This window comes from Bacillus changyiensis, from assembly GCF_027706145.1.
GTDB lineage: Bacteria > Bacillota > Bacilli > Bacillales > Bacillaceae > Bacillus > Bacillus changyiensis.
In genome coordinates this window covers 1-15,166 of sequence record NZ_JAQFWW010000004.1, presented here as the reverse complement: position 1 = coordinate 15,166, position 15,166 = coordinate 1, and the positions used below count along the sequence as shown (strand labels likewise).

General features: G+C 39.4%; 20 protein-coding genes. 17 read left to right on the top strand and 3 right to left on the bottom strand.

What is annotated here, in order from left to right:
- Positions 1–2: 2 nt before the first annotated feature.
- The 17 genes from PDT38_RS13035 to PDT38_RS12955 all read left to right on the top strand — a co-directional run bounded on the left by PDT38_RS13035 (position 3) and on the right by PDT38_RS12955 (position 11,817).
- Positions 3–152 carry a hypothetical protein gene (locus PDT38_RS13035; RefSeq protein ID WP_270802181.1) on the top strand — a complete coding sequence of 50 codons (150 nt, stop codon included), beginning with the start codon at positions 3–5 and terminating at the stop codon, positions 150–152.
- Positions 153–177: 25 nt separating this feature from the next.
- Entirely contained in the window at positions 178–582 is a 405-nt protein-coding gene (locus PDT38_RS13030) for a head-tail connector protein (RefSeq protein WP_270802180.1), read from the top strand.
- A complete protein-coding gene (locus tag PDT38_RS13025) occupies positions 575–922 on the top strand; it encodes a putative minor capsid protein (protein WP_270802179.1) in 348 nt (115 codons plus the stop codon). The genes PDT38_RS13030 and PDT38_RS13025 overlap by 8 nt, the downstream gene beginning before the upstream one ends.
- The gene (locus PDT38_RS13020) at positions 919–1,269 is read left to right on the top strand and encodes a minor capsid protein (RefSeq protein WP_270802178.1); all 351 of its coding nucleotides are present in this window, start codon (positions 919–921) and stop codon (positions 1,267–1,269) included. Before PDT38_RS13025 ends, PDT38_RS13020 begins: the two co-directional genes overlap by 4 nt.
- An 11-nt stretch (positions 1,270–1,280) precedes the next feature.
- A complete protein-coding gene (locus tag PDT38_RS13015; protein WP_270802177.1) occupies positions 1,281–1,691 on the top strand; it encodes a minor capsid protein in 411 nt (136 codons plus the stop codon).
- Positions 1,678–2,148, top strand: a complete 471-nt coding sequence (locus PDT38_RS13010) for a phage tail tube protein (protein ID WP_270802176.1) — start codon at positions 1,678–1,680, stop codon at positions 2,146–2,148. Before PDT38_RS13015 ends, PDT38_RS13010 begins: the two co-directional genes overlap by 14 nt.
- 31 nt (positions 2,149–2,179) lie before the next feature.
- Positions 2,180–2,572, top strand: coding sequence for a hypothetical protein (locus PDT38_RS13005; RefSeq protein WP_270802175.1), 393 nt, complete (start codon positions 2,180–2,182; stop codon positions 2,570–2,572).
- A 6-nt stretch (positions 2,573–2,578) separates the two neighbouring features.
- Positions 2,579–3,208, top strand: coding sequence for a Gp15 family bacteriophage protein (locus PDT38_RS13000; protein WP_270802174.1), 630 nt, complete (start codon positions 2,579–2,581; stop codon positions 3,206–3,208).
- Positions 3,208–5,778 carry a phage tail tape measure protein gene (locus PDT38_RS12995; RefSeq protein WP_270802173.1) on the top strand — a complete coding sequence of 857 codons (2,571 nt, stop codon included), beginning with the start codon at positions 3,208–3,210 and terminating at the stop codon, positions 5,776–5,778. Before PDT38_RS13000 ends, PDT38_RS12995 begins: the two co-directional genes overlap by 1 nt.
- Positions 5,778–6,512 carry a distal tail protein Dit gene (locus PDT38_RS12990; RefSeq protein ID WP_270802172.1) on the top strand — a complete coding sequence of 245 codons (735 nt, stop codon included), beginning with the start codon at positions 5,778–5,780 and terminating at the stop codon, positions 6,510–6,512. The genes PDT38_RS12995 and PDT38_RS12990 overlap by 1 nt, the downstream gene beginning before the upstream one ends.
- Positions 6,513–6,527: 15 nt before the next feature.
- A complete protein-coding gene (locus tag PDT38_RS12985; protein WP_270802171.1) occupies positions 6,528–9,236 on the top strand; it encodes a phage tail spike protein in 2,709 nt (902 codons plus the stop codon).
- Between the two features lie 10 nt (positions 9,237–9,246).
- Entirely contained in the window at positions 9,247–9,735 is a 489-nt protein-coding gene (locus PDT38_RS12980; RefSeq protein WP_270802170.1) for a hypothetical protein, read from the top strand.
- A complete protein-coding gene (locus PDT38_RS12975; RefSeq protein WP_270802169.1) occupies positions 9,713–10,009 on the top strand; it encodes a hypothetical protein in 297 nt (98 codons plus the stop codon). Before PDT38_RS12980 ends, PDT38_RS12975 begins: the two co-directional genes overlap by 23 nt.
- Positions 10,009–10,194, top strand: coding sequence for a hypothetical protein (locus PDT38_RS12970; RefSeq protein WP_270802168.1), 186 nt, complete (start codon positions 10,009–10,011; stop codon positions 10,192–10,194). The genes PDT38_RS12975 and PDT38_RS12970 overlap by 1 nt, the downstream gene beginning before the upstream one ends.
- 83 nt (positions 10,195–10,277) lie before the next feature.
- Entirely contained in the window at positions 10,278–10,547 is a 270-nt protein-coding gene (locus PDT38_RS12965) for a hemolysin XhlA family protein (protein ID WP_270802167.1), read from the top strand.
- Positions 10,548–10,565: 18 nt separating this feature from the next.
- Entirely contained in the window at positions 10,566–10,829 is a 264-nt protein-coding gene (locus PDT38_RS12960; protein WP_270802166.1) for a phage holin, read from the top strand.
- A 61-nt stretch (positions 10,830–10,890) separates the two neighbouring features.
- Positions 10,891–11,817 carry a peptidoglycan-binding protein gene (locus PDT38_RS12955; RefSeq protein WP_270802165.1) on the top strand — a complete coding sequence of 309 codons (927 nt, stop codon included), beginning with the start codon at positions 10,891–10,893 and terminating at the stop codon, positions 11,815–11,817.
- A gap of 95 nt (positions 11,818–11,912) precedes the next feature.
- Here the strand turns inward: PDT38_RS12955 and PDT38_RS12950 are convergent, their stop codons facing one another.
- The 3 genes from PDT38_RS12950 to PDT38_RS12940 are packed head-to-tail and all read right to left on the bottom strand — an operon-like array spanning position 11,913 to position 15,056.
- On the bottom strand, positions 11,913–12,212 hold the full coding sequence (locus PDT38_RS12950) for a contact-dependent growth inhibition system immunity protein (RefSeq protein ID WP_270802163.1): 300 nt from the start codon (positions 12,210–12,212) through the stop codon (positions 11,913–11,915).
- Between the two features lie 5 nt (positions 12,213–12,217).
- Positions 12,218–14,779 (bottom strand): T7SS effector LXG polymorphic toxin, encoded by a 2,562-nt coding sequence (locus PDT38_RS12945; protein WP_270802162.1) that lies wholly within the window; start codon positions 14,777–14,779, stop codon positions 12,218–12,220.
- Positions 14,766–15,056, bottom strand: a complete 291-nt coding sequence (locus PDT38_RS12940) for a DUF5344 family protein (RefSeq protein ID WP_270802161.1) — start codon at positions 15,054–15,056, stop codon at positions 14,766–14,768. Before PDT38_RS12940 ends, PDT38_RS12945 begins: the two co-directional genes overlap by 14 nt.
- Positions 15,057–15,166 lie beyond the last annotated feature (110 nt).

The window sequence follows — 15,166 nt, the reverse complement described above, 5'->3', positions numbered from 1 at the left end:
GAATGGCAATCCTAAAGAAAGAAAATGTGATGTTGAGAGAGGAAGAAGCAGGTAAAATCAATGAATTAAAACTAGAAGGTTACGAGGAAGTAACAGAAGCCGAGTTACGAACTGAAAAAGGCACAAATAAAAAGAAAGATGAGAAGGTCTAGGAACCTTTGAAAGGGGCGGTTCATATTGCCTTATATAACGTTAGATTACTATAACAATGATTATAAAGGTACTCAAGCGCCAGTAGACGATATCGAAAAATACATTGAAAGAGCAAGCGATGTTATTGATCAAGTGACAGGGTATAAGCTGTATGGAAAAAATCTCAGCAACTTACCACCGTTGATGCAAGACTTAGTAAAAAAAGCAACTGCCGCACAGGTTGAATTTTATGTGATAAAGGGTGGGGATGCTTCAGTAAATGCCGGGACTGACGACTTGACAAGTGTTAGTGTCGGCTCTTTCAGTTATTCGGAAGGTACTTCAAGTGGGGGCGGCTCAAATCGAGATGAAAAACGGGTAAGTCCGTCCACGCTTGCTTTTCTGAAAGGAACAGGGCTTTTATATGGTGGGGTGTGTGCTCGTGGCTAGACCGATCCCCGAAAGACTTTTGATTCATTCCATTATCTATCAAAAATATCTTGGAAGCGATGATGGGTGGAATGGTGGTTCAGGTTCTTATGATGAGCCTGTTCATATCGAAAAGGTAAGAGTTGAACCGATTAGCACTTTGATTCGAAATCAAGTTCGAGATGAGACAGAAGGAGAATCCGTAATATTGATAGACCGGACAAATTCAAAGCCGTACATGAGGCTGAAAGAACGTTCAAAGGTGACGTTTGATGGACAAGAATATGAAGTGAATAAAATGAAAGAGCATTATGATGAAAGTCCAAATATGCCTCATCATTACGAGGTGATTCTAAAATGATCAAGTTTAAGGTCAAAACGGAAATGAAAGGTGTGGATAAGAAACTTTCAAAATATCATCAAGCAGCACAGCCTTTACTTTCTTCTGAAGTCCTAAAAGATTCAAACAACTATGCGCCACAGGATACAGGGAATTTAATCGCTAGTTCTCAACGTAGTTCTGACTTTGAAAAAGGAAAACTGATTTGGGATACGAAATACGCGAGAAAGCTTTATTACAATCCACAATATCACTTTTCAAAGGATAAAAATCCGAATGCTCAGGGCCTATGGTTTGAGGCTGCAAGATCAAGTTTTTTTGATAGATGGATAAATGTACTTGAAGCGCTTAAAAAACGGCATATATAGGGGGTGGGTAATTGAATTTTTTGGAGCGTATAAAACAATATATTGAGACAAATGTTTTATCTGGTCAGACATTGAATGTCGGCCCATTGAAAAATGGAAATAGCATTTCAATTCGTCCTACACCTGGTTCTCAACCTGTTAAAAGTCTTGATTTGGGGAGAAATTACACTTTTCCTTTTCAAATATTGGTCAGACATAAAGAATCCAGAACCGGATATAAAACATGTCAAGAAATTGCAGACAAACTGGATGCTTTAACAAATGGAGCTGTCACGAGTCATGACGGCTCTTTTGATTTTATTAAATGTGATCTATACACAACCCCGAACTGGGTTGAACGAACACCAGATGGCGATATTTATACCGCACTTTTTCAGGCGGAAATTTATATAAAAGGAGTGAGTGAGGTTGGCTCAAAATGATGGTTTATTAATCCAATCACAACATAAATTTTTTCTCAACATCACACCGGGTGTTGAAAAACCGACGTATGAAAGGTTAGCGCGTGGTTTTAGTTCCTTTGAACCTAGTATGAACGAGGAAACCGATCAAACAAAGTATTTAGATGGTGGCGGTCTTGGAACCACAACTGTTATGGGTGGACAAGTCACTTTCACTTTTGAAGGTCATCGCTATTTCGGTGATGTTGTACAAGACTGGCTTTTTAGTAAATTCATCAAAATTGGTACGGAACGAGAAACCACGATGAAATGGGAACAGCCAAACGGTGTTGTTCTAGAAGGGCCATGTACGATTGCAACGATTGAAGGCCCGGGCGGAGAAGCTGGAGAAAAAGGTGAAATCAGTGTAGAAATTCATTTCAACGGAACACCGATAGAAACAGCAGCATCTGTCACACCTTCAAAACCTAAAGTATAGCTAGACAGTTCAATAAAGGGGGAATGACAATATGTCAGTAATCAAAATCAATTTAGACCAACCAACACAGGAATTTGAGATCGGTGGTAAAACATATACACTCTATTACGATGATGAAAGCATGCAAAATCAATTAACCCAAATGCGGAAGTTTTACGAGCATGCCAAAAAAGCTGATGAGATTACATTTGAAAATATGTCAGATGAAGATCAGAAAAAAACTCAAGAGGAATCAATCCAAGTTGTGAAGCAGACGATTGACACGTTTTTTGGTGAAGGTTCTTTTGTAGAGATTTACGAGACTGCCGGGAAATCTATGCTGATTCTCTTTACGGTGATTGAAGAAATCGGAAAGTTTATTTATAGCAAAACGTCAGGAGAGCATAACGAAAAGCGCGCAACATACACGAAAAAGAAGAAGTGATAAACAATGAAGCTGACAGACTCTTTTGACGATGTGATCGTTTTAAACGGCAAAGAAATCCCGATTGACGTTTCTTTTGACGTTGTTTTGCGAGCTTTTGAATTGGGCGAAGATAAAGCATTCCAAGATGTTGAGAAATGGGACATTATGGCTGAGATGTTTACCTCAAACGATGAAGATTATGAGCAAATGGAGCCTCACGAAAAGATCATTTTCGTGCAAGCTGTTCTAGAAAACTTTATCAAAGAAGACGAGGAACAAGAGGAAAAACAACAAGGATCATCATACCAAGAAAAATATTATGACTTCGTTCAGGACGCTGATTTCATATATGCGTCTTTTTTGTTTGATTACAATATTGATCTCATCGAACAACAAGGACGGCTACATTGGAGAAAATTTCAGGCTCTTTTAAACGGCCTGAGCGAGAAAACGAAGTTCCGTGAAGTCGTCGGTATCCGAACGCAAAAAATCACTCGTGACATGTCACGGAAGCAAGTCGAAAACTTGAGAAGGCTCAAACGAGTTTACGCATTGAAGGCGAAGACGGCAGAAGAAGTTGCCGCACAGATTCAAGCCATGGACAGTAAAGCCAATTCTGTGGCGGGCAAGTTGAGGCAGAAAGGGGGCGCATAATGGCAGACGGAAAGGTTGTCATTGACTCCATATTTAACGGAAAGCCCGCCGAAAAAGGGATTTCAAGCTTCCAAAAGAGATTACAGAGCGCCGGAGCAAGCATGAAAGCTGCTGGAACATCAATGTCGAAATATATAACGGCCCCAATCGTGGCATTTGGTGGAGCTGCCATGGCATCTGCCTATAAGCTCGATCAAGCGACTAAAAACATCCGAGCAGGAACGGGAGCAACAGGAAAAGCATTAGCTGGACTTCGCAAAAGTTTTGACAATGTGTTTGCTAAAGTGCCAGAGGATGCCGATACCGTTTCAAATGCTCTCGCTGATATTAATACACGAACTGGATTGACTGGGAAGCCTCTTGAAAAGCTGACAAAGCAGTTTCTTGATCTGAGTCGCATCACCGGACAGGATGTGTCGACATCAATCGCCCAAATCACACGATTATTCGGTGACTGGGGCATCAAATCGAAGGATACAGGCAAAACCATGGATTACCTGTGGAAAGTCAGTCAGACAACAGGTATTGGCGTTGATCAATTAAGTACGAAACTTGTTCAATTTGGTGCACCATTACGTCAGATCGGTTTCAGCTTTGAGGAAAGTGCGGCTCTTATGGGTAAATGGGAAAAAGAAGGAGTCAATATGGAATTGGTCATGGGCGGACTACGGGTAGCGCTAGGAAAGATGGCCAAAGCCGGAAAAGACCCACAAAAAGAGTTTCCTAAAATCATTAAGCAGATCAAAGGAGCAGGCTCTGCCGGAGAAGCAAACGCCATCGCCTTGGAACACTTTGGAGCAAGAGCCGGAGCAGATATGGCGGCGGCTATTCGTGAAGGGCGTTTTGAAATAGACGATCTCATGAAAACACTTGGCTCATCGAAAGAAACCATTGGAAAGGCAGCGAAAGATACGGAAACATTGGGCGATAAATTCAATATCTTGAAAAATAATACGATGCTAGCTATTGAACCTATCGGAAAAATTCTATTAGACGTTGCAAATGAAATGATTCCGCCTTTATTAGATGCTCTAAGAAGGGCAGCTGAATGGTTCAGGAATTTAAGTAAACCAGTTCAAACGGCCATTGTAGTAGCTGGAGGATTTGCAGCGGCTCTCGGGCCTATGCTTATCGTAATAGGTAAAATTGCAACAGGAATTGGCCCAGCAATTACTGCTATAAAAAAGATGGGAACTGTCTTCAAAACTGTTAGCATGCTCTTTATGTCAAACCCGATATTAATAGCAGTTGCAGCCATAGCCGCAGCTGCTTATTTGATTATCCAAAATTGGGAGCCTATTTCCGAGTTTTTCAAGAATCTGTGGGAAGGTATCGTTTTAATGGCTAAAACCATTTGGGGCGGGTTGACAGCGTATTTCTCTTTCATTTTCAATCTATATAAAACGATATTCGAAACGGTATGGAATGTGATAAAAGCTATCGGGGAGTCCATTTGGAACGTTATTGTCGCGGTTGCCAAAACCATTTGGGACGGTCTCAAGGCTTATTTTTCATTCGTTTTAAACCTTTATAAGACCATTTTTGAAACGGTATGGCATGCTATTAAAACAGTGGTCACAACCATTTGGGATACGATTATTGCTGTTGGGGAAACGGTGTGGAATGGCTTGAAAAGCTTTTTCACGACACTTTTCAACACACTGAAAAGTTTCTTCTCGAAAACATGGAATCGCATTAAGTCAGCTGTCATTTCCATTTGGAACGGAATCATTTCAACCGGAAAAAGCGTATGGAATGGTTTGAAAAGTTTTTTGACAACTCTCATTAATTCAATAAAACAGTCTTTCTCGAGAGTGTGGAACGGCATAAAAAGCACGGTCACAACGATATGGAATAAAATCTCTTCCACTACAAAAAGTATCTGGAATAACATTAAAGGTTTTTTCTCAAACACACTAGGCAATATGTGGAGGACAGTAAAAGAAAAATTTCAAAACATGGTTCGTTCTGTTGGCGAAAAGATGAATGCCGTTAAGAGTAAAATCAAAACCATTTGGGATAAGGTCATGACGTTCTTTAAAAAAATCGACCTATTCAAGATCGGAAAAGACATCATTAATGGTTTGATTAAAGGTATCGGCGGAATGGCGGACGCTCTTTGGAAAAAGGCAAAGGAAATTGCAGACGGCGTTGTAACAAAATTCAAAGAAATCCTTCATATTGCTTCACCTTCAAAGGTCATGAAGAAAATCGGTAAATGGACAGGCGAAGGTATGGAAATTGGTATGGATGACAGTGTGAAAGGCATAGACAAAGCATCTGAGCAACTAGCGAACGCAGCTGTTCCGGATATACCAGATTTAAAAGGGATTGCTTCAAGCGTCTTGAATGTGCCTGCTATTACACCGAATCCAATCCATACAACTGGAATCATGAAGGCCATTCAGAACCTTGCTGATGCTGTATTAAATCAACCCGTTGAAGTTGAGATAGAAGGAATTCAAACAAACTTAAATATTAATGATCGGAAATTTGCCGAGGTTACAAATGAAGCTATAACTAAAGCTCAAAAAAGGCAATCATTTAGAGATAAACGGAGGTATAAATAATGTCTTTTACCTTCAATGGTATATCAAAGGATTTTGTACACGTCACAATTGAGACAGAGCGCCCTATATGGGCGCCAGTTGAAAGAGAGATAGTAGAAATTCCAGGACGGCAGGGTGCTTATTTGAGGCGTACCAAGACGAAACCGCGGATTCTTGCTGTTAACATAGTAATCAAAGGTGTTAGCGACTTACAAAAGGCAAAGGAAGAGATAGCGGACTGGTTGATCACGGATGAGCCAGAAGCTTTAATTTTTCCAGACGAACCCGACCGGACATATTACGGCATGATAGACGGAGAAGGACAACTTGCGGAATTATTCAAATTCGGAAAAGCCACAGTCAATTTTATTTGCCCTGATCCATACAAATATGGTTTGGAACACTCTTTCGAGATCGGTAATCCACCAGACCCTATAGGACATGTCCAAAGTGCTGGGTCGGCTCCAACTTATCCAATTGTCGAGTGTACATTTGCAGAGCCAGCAGATCAATATGAAATACAGCTTTTGAATGATGATGAAAGTGTAAAAGCGTTCGTACTGTTGAATTTTGATTTCATTGCAGGTGATCAGCTGATTCTAGATTTCGCTAACCGATCAGCAACACTAAACGGTGAAGATAAAAAAACGGCCTATCATCATACTTCTGATTTCTTCAAGATACCGCCGAAAAGAGATACATTAATAAGAGTAACGCAACCGAGTACGATACGATTTACCGATAAATATAAGTAAAAGGCAGGTGATGACATGGCGGATTTATGGATATTAGATAAAGAGGACAATTTACTAGCGATCTTATCCAGCCAAGCCGAAAGCGCCTGCATTTTTTGGAATGCAATGTTCAGGGAAGAATTAAACCAAGGTTCAACATTTTCATTTACATGCGATGCAACGCATCCAGATAGTCAACATGTGACTAAGTTAAACCAGGTCGTCTTTAAAGACAAAGACGGCTTTTTTCGTCTCTTTAAAATTAGAGAAGTAGACAGTGGAAACGGGGAAGAAGGAGCAGAAAAAACGGCACAATGCGAACCAGCCGAAATGGAATTACTTGAATGGATTATTGATGATGTTCGCCCATATAAGACAACCCAAAAGGATGTTCTTGATCGTGCATTAGCAGGTACTAGATGGACAGGAAACGTTACGGCTGATTTAGGTATTAACTCAACCCATTTCTATCATATTAGCGCATATGAGGCGATTAAAGACATCATCAAAGTGTGGGGCGGAGAACTGAAATTTACCGTTACATTCGACACGAAAAATAATAATGTCATTGAACGTGTTGTTAACATCATTCAACGTAGGGGTTCGGATGATGGTGGTCGTTTCGAAGTCGGTTACAACATTGAAAGCATTCATGTAACCGAAATGGCCTATCCTGTTTCGGCTCTCTATGGATGGGGTGCCAGTGTCGAAACACAAGGGGGCAATTCTCGATATATTAATTTTGCAGATGTTGAGTGGAAAGTCTCTAATGGTGATCCTGTCGATAAACCAAAGGGTCAAAAATGGGTTGAGTTCCCTCCAGCTAAAGAGAGATACGGACATAAAAAGACAGATGGTACGATTATAAATGCCTTTGGCAAATGGCAAGATGAAAACATCGAAGATCCAAAAGAGCTACTACAAAAGACTTTTGAATATCTCGTTCATACAGCATCAAACACACAGACAAATTACGCTTTAGAAGTCTTTTTATTAGATGAACCTGTTTCATTGGGAGACACCCGCCTTGCGATTGATCGAACGGTTTCTGAACCTATCAAATTTTTTGGTCGGGTTATTGTCTTAGAATACGATATTTCAGACCCAGAAGGTACAGCTAAAGTCGAAATGGGACAATTTCTAGAAGTTTATGAGCCTGATAAACGGCTTGATGAGATCGAAGAAAAAATAAGAGACATTGAGCAGGAGAAAGGCAACACGATTGTTACGGACGATAGCTTTCCAGACAAAAAGCCACCAATGCCCCAAAATGTCGAGGTGAAGGGGCTATTTTCAAAAGTAGCACTCTCATGGGATTTTGAGCCGTATTCATATATTGCAAAATATGAGGTTTACGGATCTCAGATGAAGGATTTTACACCGGATATCACGAATAGATCTAATCTTTTATGGGCTGGTAAAGAGGGCGGAACAGTGCATGAAGTGGAAGTCAATCAGCTTTGGTATTATCGAATTCGTGCCGTTAACACTCACGGAACGGCAAGTGATTTTACTGCTCAATATTCGGCAGCCACCGTGCGCATCGGGACTAACCATATTGAAGATTTAGCGATAACAAACACTAAAATCGGCAAAGCAGCCATTGATACGTTAAATGTGGCAGATGGAGCTATTACAAACGCAAAAATCAATAGTTTAATTGCGGATAAGATTAAAGGTGGCATTTTATCGGGTGTTATTGTCCGGAGTGATAATGAAAGCGGCGACACAATTGAATTGAAGGACGGTGCACTCACTTCTATATTAGATGGTAAAACCATGATAAAAATGTCCAATTACAACTTATATTTTTATGATTCAGGCACAGACGCATCCTCACCTAAGTATGATGAAGTTGGAACAATATCTAATTCATGGGGTGGCTCTAATTCTTCAAGAAGAGGTTTTTCGATAAATGGAACAAAAGATTATTTAAGTTTTGGGAAGAATACAGGCGCGGGTAGTGGTAAGTATTCATCTTTTTTAGATAGTGATTTTGGAGATAGAACTACCGTATTAGGCGGAGCTGTAAACGAATCAGGAAAGTGGAACGGGAGCCTTGAATTAAGATCAGCCTTTCAGGCTAACTGGGGTAATGGCAATGGCTCGAACACATACGTCCCTAAAATTTTCTTAGATAACTACAATGACTCTAGAGGAACAAAATGGGCAAATTGTGCTATCTATACAGGTAGAGGTCCAGATGCTCCCAACGACTCAGATGAAAGATTTGGTTTTGAAGTCTGGCAGTACCTAGGGCACGGTTCAGAGGCAAAGCAACTTCTCAAAATAGACAAGTCAAGTTCAGACGGCCATTATATGGGGTTTTGGGGAGATACCGCATTTTTACCCTATAACACAGTATTAGAAGCGGGGAATGATATAAAAATTTCTACCCATGGACTAGGTGTAACGGTCAGTAGTGCTGTTGAAGATAGCAGGGGGGCTCTGAATTACAACGCTGTTTTACGTATCCATTATTGGAATGACTTTTTCATAAATCAGGGTAGTGGGAGCACTGCATATGGTGACGGAACTCTTGATATTGGATCGAATATAGAAAATCTATTTTGGGCTGTGGCTGTGCCTTATGGTTCTTATTCTGACTGTGTAACGGTAGGGATCAGCAGCATGGCAGCCGGTGATCATTTCATTAAATTCAGGGTACGGGGATCAGGCGCAGTAAATGTGGAAAACAAAACACTTTCGCGTTTAATGATTGCTTATCTTTATGAACCGAAGTAGGAGGGGTTTCGTGGTTAATACGATTAATTTGAGAGGTCGTCAACTAAAAACTAAAGGCTGTAAAGCTGATTTAAACGGCAATCAGGTTGTCATTAGTAATTTTGATCTCACATTAGATGGCAGTGCCCACAGTATGGAATCAGTAGGTTTTGACCTTAAAGGTGATCGTACAAAAAGGATTTTATATAAGCTCTACGTCATACAAGCTAACAATCAAAGCCTTTCTTATCATTTGGCAAGGATTGAACTAGATGCGAACGGGTTTGATTTTTTTATCCCTCCAGATAACGCCATATACTTGTTTTCAGAGATTTATGTTGAGAAAGACGGCACAATTGCGGGAGTGATCTATAATTCGACCGATGAAGCGCCATATTCAACAAATGAGGATCTCAAAAAGTTGCCTCCGCAATTTAACATCAGGATTGATGAAGGCATTTATGAAAGAGAGGATTCAAAAAAGGAGCGTGTAATTGATGTTCAAGATCCTAGAACCTGAGAACATTAAAGCAGGCGAATCGCAAGAAACGATTTATGAAAAGCTAACCAGGCAAAACATTACATTACAAAAAGCTATGGTTAGCCAAGTATTAAATGACGGTAACGCCGTGCCTGTCTATGAATTGTTTTGTGATTGCTGGGAGAACGGTACAATAACCACGATTCAATTAAAAAAGGCTTTATCTAACGGGCTGATCACCCAAAGCGACTATGACAAAATCACAGCATCTCCACGAGGGAATGCAATTTCAGATGAAACGGAGCAACTATAATGGAAAAAAAGAAACTAACATATGAGGAATTAGAAGAACAACTCAGGTTCACTCAAATAAAGTGTGAATCTTATAAACAAGAGCTTACAGCAGCTTACGATACGTTAACCAACGTTCAAACGATGTTTAAGCTACTAGATTCAGATTATAAGAAACTACAGGAAGAACAACAGCTATTAAAATAAATTAAACCAAAAGCGGCAAAATAGGCGGCTTTTTTATTTTGCCTCGAAAGGGGTGAAAGCGATGTAGAACAGGAGGTTAGGGGATGTCACAAACAAATGAAATAGATGTGTTTCAAAAAGAGATCACAGAGATAAAGGGTAATCATAAAGCCTTGGAGCAGCGTGTCAGCACTTTGGAGAGAACAACAGAACGACACGATCAACAGATTATATCTATCAATGAAAAACTGAACAAAATTGAAGAAAACACGACTTGGATTAAGCGTAGCATCACGGGCGCAATCATTACGGCGATCAGTACTGGTGTAATCGGTGGAACGATTGCATTATTTTATAATCTTTTGCAGAAATAAGAAGGAGGAAAACATAATATGAAAAACGTTGACAAAGGCACAGTCATTCGGACGGTGCTTCTTTTTATTGCATTGGTAAACCAGACTTTGATGATGTTCGGAAAGGGTGCTTTGCCAATTAGTGAAGACCAAGTCAATACACTGGCAGATGCTTTATATTTGGTAGGTTCTACAGTGTTTACGATCGTTACGGCAGTTGTGGCTTGGTATAAAAACAACTATGTGACTAGCAAAGGTAAACAACAAAAAGAAGTGTTAAAACAAAACGGATTAACAAAATGAGAGGGCTGCCGGTTGGCAGTCTCTTTTAATTGTTAAAAATAAAAAATAGAGGTGTTTTACAATGGCGGTATCATTACAAACATTGATTGATCGTTCTGTTCGGAACATGGGATCTGGAATCCATCCAGTTGTAAAAGAAACAGCAATCGAAGTCATTAAAAGATCTTATAAAGAGGGTATTTATGTACAGATGACATCCGGCTATCGCTCTTTTGCGGAACAAAATAAATTGTATGCGAAAGGACGTACTGCATCAGGGAAGATTGTAACTAACGCAAAAGCCGGACAATCCAACCACAATTACGGTTTAGCAGTAGATTATGTTTTATTATCCTCAGATGGCAAAACAGCGATCTGGACTGTTAATTCCAAATGGAAAAGAGTCGCTCAAATCGCAAAGGCATTAGGATTCGCATGGGGAGGGGATTGGAACAGCTTTAAAGATTACCCACATTTAGAAATGATGGGCGGTTTAACTTTGGCGCAGCTACAGGCTGGTAAACGTCCAGTCCTCGTATCGAAAGTAAACAGCACAACACCTGCCATTCCTAAACCAACTAAAAAGCAGTCATCAAAGAAATCATCTTCCAGTGGTGGTCGTGCGATTGTTAGAACGATTCAAAATACATTAAATAAACGATATAAGCTTAGTATTAAAGTAGATGGTTATCAAGGGCCTGAAACATACAAAGCCTTGCTTAAGGGCTTCCAGAGCGAACTAAATAAGCAATTTCATGCAGGTCTTGTCGTAGATGGGGAGTGGGGACCGAAAACTCGTGCGGCTGTCGTAAATGTGTGCAGGGGAGCGAAAGGAAATATCACTTGGATTCTTCAAGCGTTGTTGATCTGTAAGGGATATGATGTGAATGGTCTTGATTCTATCTTTGGTCATGGACTTGAGAAAGCTGTAAGAGCTTTTCAAAAGGCAAGTGGTCTGGCTGTGGATGGGATTGCTGGAAGGGCTACTTGGACAAGGGTGTTTGTATAATTAGAAGTTTTAATGAAGTAATAAAAAGGCCCTTCTCATATAAAATGTACCCTTTGTAAAGGACTTTATAATTGAGAAGAGCCTCTTATTAAATGTTACAAACATTCAATATTATTTTTTATTTTTTCAGTAACTTGTTTAAGCCATGTTAATGGAGTTACTTCATAGGCTGGGAAATATACTCCATCTGCTGCTTCCTCTATAAAATTGTTCTTGTCTTCATCCGAAAAATTGCTGTTTATAAAGTTTGTTAGTGCAATTACATCATCTTCTTGCTCCTTTTTAGATGCATACCCTAGATATTCTTCAAGTGCTATCTCGTAGGACTCTATATCTTGGTGGAAAATGCCACCTAGAAATTGAAAAACAGGATCTGAAACTCTTATTTCAATCATATTTATCACCTCGTTGGGTAGCCTGTTAAGATAAAACTACCTCCACTATTTTTCTTCAAGACAATTTTAGCATTTGTCATATTAATTACATTATGTGATCCTTTAGCAACTCCTCTACCTAATACTTCTGTTCCTTTATAAGGGAGTATAAGTGGTTTATTAATATTACTGTTGTTTAGCCATTTTTGTATTTCATTTTTATTTTTTATTAAAACATCGTGTGCTACTTTTTCTGCAGCAGCTCTATCTTTAAAAGTTGATGATCCAAAAATTCTGGGGTCTTCTTTTAAACGTTTAAGTAACTCTTCGTCTGTTTTTCCAACATGTCTTTCTATAAGATGGCCACCTTTGGCTTCGTGAGCTAATAACCCACCCCCTGGTGCTAATGGACTGCTGTCACTTGGATCAACCTTCTTAGTCGGCTCGTGCTTCTTCGGCTTAGAAGACTCATGAGGATGCTTTCCAGAAACGGTTCCAGCATCTTTATTAGACTCGTGAGGCTTATCCACCTTGTGAACAGGCTCGTGTGGTTTTGATTTTGGTTGGTGCGGAGTTTTGGGATCTCCGTCACCATGCTTGCCTTTTTGAACCTTCTTGCCTTCGGGTTTTTCGGTAACTTTTCCAGTGCTTTTCGTTGCTTCTTTATTCTTCTCGACCTTATGAATCGACTCATGTGACTTCGGTTTTTGTTTATGTGGAACTTTAGGTTCTCCGCCATGTCCGCCTTTCGGAGTCTTCTTAATGCCGTGCCCACCATGAGCTTTTCCGCCTTTAGCACCATTATAAGCATCTTTTACTTTCTTGATAAACTGAATTGCTTTATCTTCTAATCCTTTTATGCTAAATACATATAAAGGGATGCCCTCTAACTGCATCTTTGGAACTAAAGGTTTTTTTGCTTTTTTAATCTTTGAAGTCGCTTTTTTAGAGATATTAGCGCCTTTTTCTAGCTTTGAGGCTTTTCCTCCTAAACTGCCTGCTTTTCCTACTCTTGTTGCGGAACTTTCCCAAGTATATACAATCGCCGCTAAATATGTAACGTAATGTGCCCTTGTGTAAGCATTACCATGTACCATTTTCTTATCCCATGTATTTCGAATTTCCTCAGATACACTTTGAATATAGCCTGGTGCTTTTTGCGCTACAGACCAAGTATCCCTTAGTACCTGCTCTGGTCCCGAACTATGATATAAATAACTACTAAATTCACCAATATGCCAACCAAGGTCAAATGCGCTTTGACCGACATCCTTCACAAAGTCATATGCAGCACCAACAACACCTTTCCCTGCCCTGTATACAGTACCTAAATGTTTTTCCCCTGCTTCATCTACTTGTTTACCTATTTTGTCTAGTTCTTTTTTACCCCTATATGCATATATTATTGAGTTGACTAAAGAGGCTACCTTAACCTTTTCTATTTTTTCTTCTATATTGGCAAAAAAGCTTGTGCTACTATCGTAGGCTTTTTTACCTAGTTCAACTGTATCCTGACCAACTTTCTTCCCGAATTCATATGAACTAATAGATGCGTTTTTAATCTCTTCACCAACGCTTCCTAAAACAGCCTTCGAACCTGCTGCAAAGTTTTTTCCAGCCTCTACTGTATTTTGAACTCCTTGTCCAATCATATCTCCTGTTTTATTTAGAGTTCCTAAAAATGGATGATCCCAGAACTCCTTATCTTCTTTAATTTCTGTGAAACGCTCCTGTTGTTCAGTTGTGAGGTTATCGTACCCAATCTCTGTCGCAACTTCAAGAAACTCGTCATCATCAGAAACACTTTTAAGTTTAATCTGCAGTTCTCTGATTCTTTCTCTCTCTTTTTCAATTCTTTCTTTCTCTTTTTCTACTTCTAATTGGTATTCTTTCGACTGGATATATGCAGTTGCGTAGTTTTCCAACGCTTTTGATGTTTGATAGACCTTACTTGCGTGAAATCTCTTCAAACTAAAATTCATTGGTTCAGTGCTTTTTCCGTTGCTTGTTGCGTCTATCAATCCTTTATATTTTTCTTGCACTACATCTTCCATACTTTTTGTCTTTTGGTAATCAGTTGTTAGAGAATGATCAAGTTCGTTGACGGCATCGATCGTGTCCGTCCGTGTTTTTTGTGCTTTGGACATATTCTCATGATAGTTTTTTTCGGTCCACTTATCCAAATGTATAATATCTCTGACGCTGTCGATAATGCCGTCCATTTCCGATTTAAGTGAAGAGACAACTTGATCGGCTGTTTTATCGGCATTTTCAAGCTCCTGACTTAAAAAAGATAATTCTACGTATAAGTCTTCCAACTTTTTATTTTTAACCGCATAAGAAATGGTTTCAAAGAAAACAATTCTTTCTTTTGCAAGTAGTAACCAACTGTCCACAATTTCAGCTTGTCCACTAAAGAAATTTTTCATGTTCGTCGCGGCTTTCCCTTGAAAATCGTCTAATTTTGTCATTCGAAGAAAAGCATCTTTTAGTGTTTGAAGCTGTTCTTCAAAATTTTCATATTGCTTTTTTCGTTTGTCTGCGGCATCAATTAAAGAGTTTGCTTCAAAAACTTTATTTGAACTCATCTATGATCCTCCCAATGGCTTTTCTAGCAAGTTCAAGATCCTTTTCTTTCAGTAAGTTACAGTTGTTTTTTACATCTTTGATGTTTTTATGAACGTTTTTTTTGTATTCATCAAGCATGTTATGAGTCTTTTGTTCTCGGCTTTGAAACTTAGCCGTATAAGATAAGTTGTTTTTGCCGCAAGAACCCGGAGGCTCTGCCAGTTGTAGAGCTTCTAGGGCTTGTTTGACAGTTTTGAGTTCTTTTATGAAAGTATCTTGTACAAACTTAATAGTCATTTAGATCGAGCCCCTAATAATTTATTAATTGAGTTGATCGTCTTGGTCAGTTCGTCATTCTTTTTTTCTCCGTGATGAAGTAGATCATTTGCAGCTACGGCTAATCTTCC

Coding starts and splice junctions, on each gene's coding strand:
- PDT38_RS13035 (WP_270802181.1), top strand. CDS start 3: ATGGCAATCCTAAAGAAAGAAAATGTGATGTTGAGAGAGGAAGAAGCA.
- PDT38_RS13020 (WP_270802178.1), top strand. CDS start 919: ATGATCAAGTTTAAGGTCAAAACGGAAATGAAAGGTGTGGATAAGAAA.
- PDT38_RS13005 (WP_270802175.1), top strand. CDS start 2,180: ATGTCAGTAATCAAAATCAATTTAGACCAACCAACACAGGAATTTGAG.
- PDT38_RS13000 (WP_270802174.1), top strand. CDS start 2,579: ATGAAGCTGACAGACTCTTTTGACGATGTGATCGTTTTAAACGGCAAA.
- PDT38_RS12995 (WP_270802173.1), top strand. CDS start 3,208: ATGGCAGACGGAAAGGTTGTCATTGACTCCATATTTAACGGAAAGCCC.
- PDT38_RS12990 (WP_270802172.1), top strand. CDS start 5,778: ATGTCTTTTACCTTCAATGGTATATCAAAGGATTTTGTACACGTCACA.
- PDT38_RS12985 (WP_270802171.1), top strand. CDS start 6,528: ATGGCGGATTTATGGATATTAGATAAAGAGGACAATTTACTAGCGATC.
- PDT38_RS12975 (WP_270802169.1), top strand. CDS start 9,713: ATGTTCAAGATCCTAGAACCTGAGAACATTAAAGCAGGCGAATCGCAA.
- PDT38_RS12970 (WP_270802168.1), top strand. CDS start 10,009: ATGGAAAAAAAGAAACTAACATATGAGGAATTAGAAGAACAACTCAGG.
- PDT38_RS12965 (WP_270802167.1), top strand. CDS start 10,278: ATGTCACAAACAAATGAAATAGATGTGTTTCAAAAAGAGATCACAGAG.
- PDT38_RS12960 (WP_270802166.1), top strand. CDS start 10,566: ATGAAAAACGTTGACAAAGGCACAGTCATTCGGACGGTGCTTCTTTTT.
- PDT38_RS12955 (WP_270802165.1), top strand. CDS start 10,891: ATGGCGGTATCATTACAAACATTGATTGATCGTTCTGTTCGGAACATG.
- PDT38_RS12950 (WP_270802163.1), bottom strand. CDS start 12,212: ATGATTGAAATAAGAGTTTCAGATCCTGTTTTTCAATTTCTAGGTGGC.
- PDT38_RS12945 (WP_270802162.1), bottom strand. CDS start 14,779: ATGAGTTCAAATAAAGTTTTTGAAGCAAACTCTTTAATTGATGCCGCA.
- PDT38_RS12940 (WP_270802161.1), bottom strand. CDS start 15,056: ATGACTATTAAGTTTGTACAAGATACTTTCATAAAAGAACTCAAAACT.